Raw genomic sequence first — 1041 nt, forward strand, 5'->3', positions numbered from 1 at the left:
GCCCCATTCGGAAACCCTCGGATCACAGCTCACTTACAGCTCCCCGAGGCATATCGGTGTTCGTCCCGTCCTTCGTCGGCTCCTGGCGCCAAGGCATCCTCCGTGTGCTCTTAGTAGCTTAACCTAATTGGTTTTAATACTCTTAAGATTACTTCTCCGGTGAATATATACTTGACATTTAAAAAAGACCAAGTGTATTTCATACAGCTTGTTTCCATATCTAATTTTCAAGGTGCGATTCTTTCCTTCAGGTCGCTGTAGTTCTTAGCGACAAGAAATACTATACCATGGCTTATCTATCTTTGCAACCCTTTTTACAATTTTTATGGTAAAAAATTTGGGTGCTAAGTGATGACTACATTCTTTCATTTTTCATCCATCTTATATACTATTTTTAGTAGACTTTCACAGAGTAGCACAGTAAGTAAGTGACCAAGTGAATTCATTTGAACCCAACCTAAAGATCAATCATTATCTTATATGGAATGGGACTGATAAAAGTGGCTATTGCAGAAGTTTCCTTTTTCTCACAGCAAGTTCCATTTTTTGGTAATTCAAAACCCCGCTACAGCTGTAACGAACATTAATATTACAGAACAATCAAATCGTTAAGTTTGAAACCGCCAATAATACGATCACAAAAGAAAGTTATCATTTACTGATACGGCAACACTCAAACGGTAGCACCTCATACTAACCTACATCCAATAATTCCGTAAACATCGGTAAGTTTGAAGAAGGGTAAACTGTTTAATTGGGAAGCATAAAGTTCGAACTGAATCTACGAAAATAGGGTGCATAGGTCATTTTTATATAGCAAAAAAGCACCCCAGAAGGGTGCTTTTTTGCTATATTCCCTGAAAACTAAAGAGTGAGTAACATGCCTGAGAGGTATTACTTCGATTTAAGCTCCAAGAAGGAGCGTCCTTAGAAAGGAGGTGATCCATCCCCACCTTCCGGTAGGGATACCTTGTTACGACTTCACCCCAATCATCTGCCCCACCTTAGGCGGCTCGATCCCTTGCGGGTTACGTGACCGAC

General features: G+C 40.2%; 2 rRNA genes. Both read right to left on the reverse strand.

The window, feature by feature from the left end:
- A 23S ribosomal RNA gene (locus IC619_RS16585) occupies positions 1 to 124 on the reverse strand; the annotation flags it as partial.
- Between the two features lie 807 nt (positions 125 to 931).
- Positions 932 to 1041: ribosomal RNA gene (locus IC619_RS16590) — 16S ribosomal RNA — on the reverse strand; the annotation flags it as partial.

This window comes from Polycladospora coralii (assembly GCF_014773435.2).
GTDB classification, from domain to species: Bacteria; Bacillota; Bacilli; order Thermoactinomycetales; family Thermoactinomycetaceae; genus Polycladospora; species Polycladospora coralii.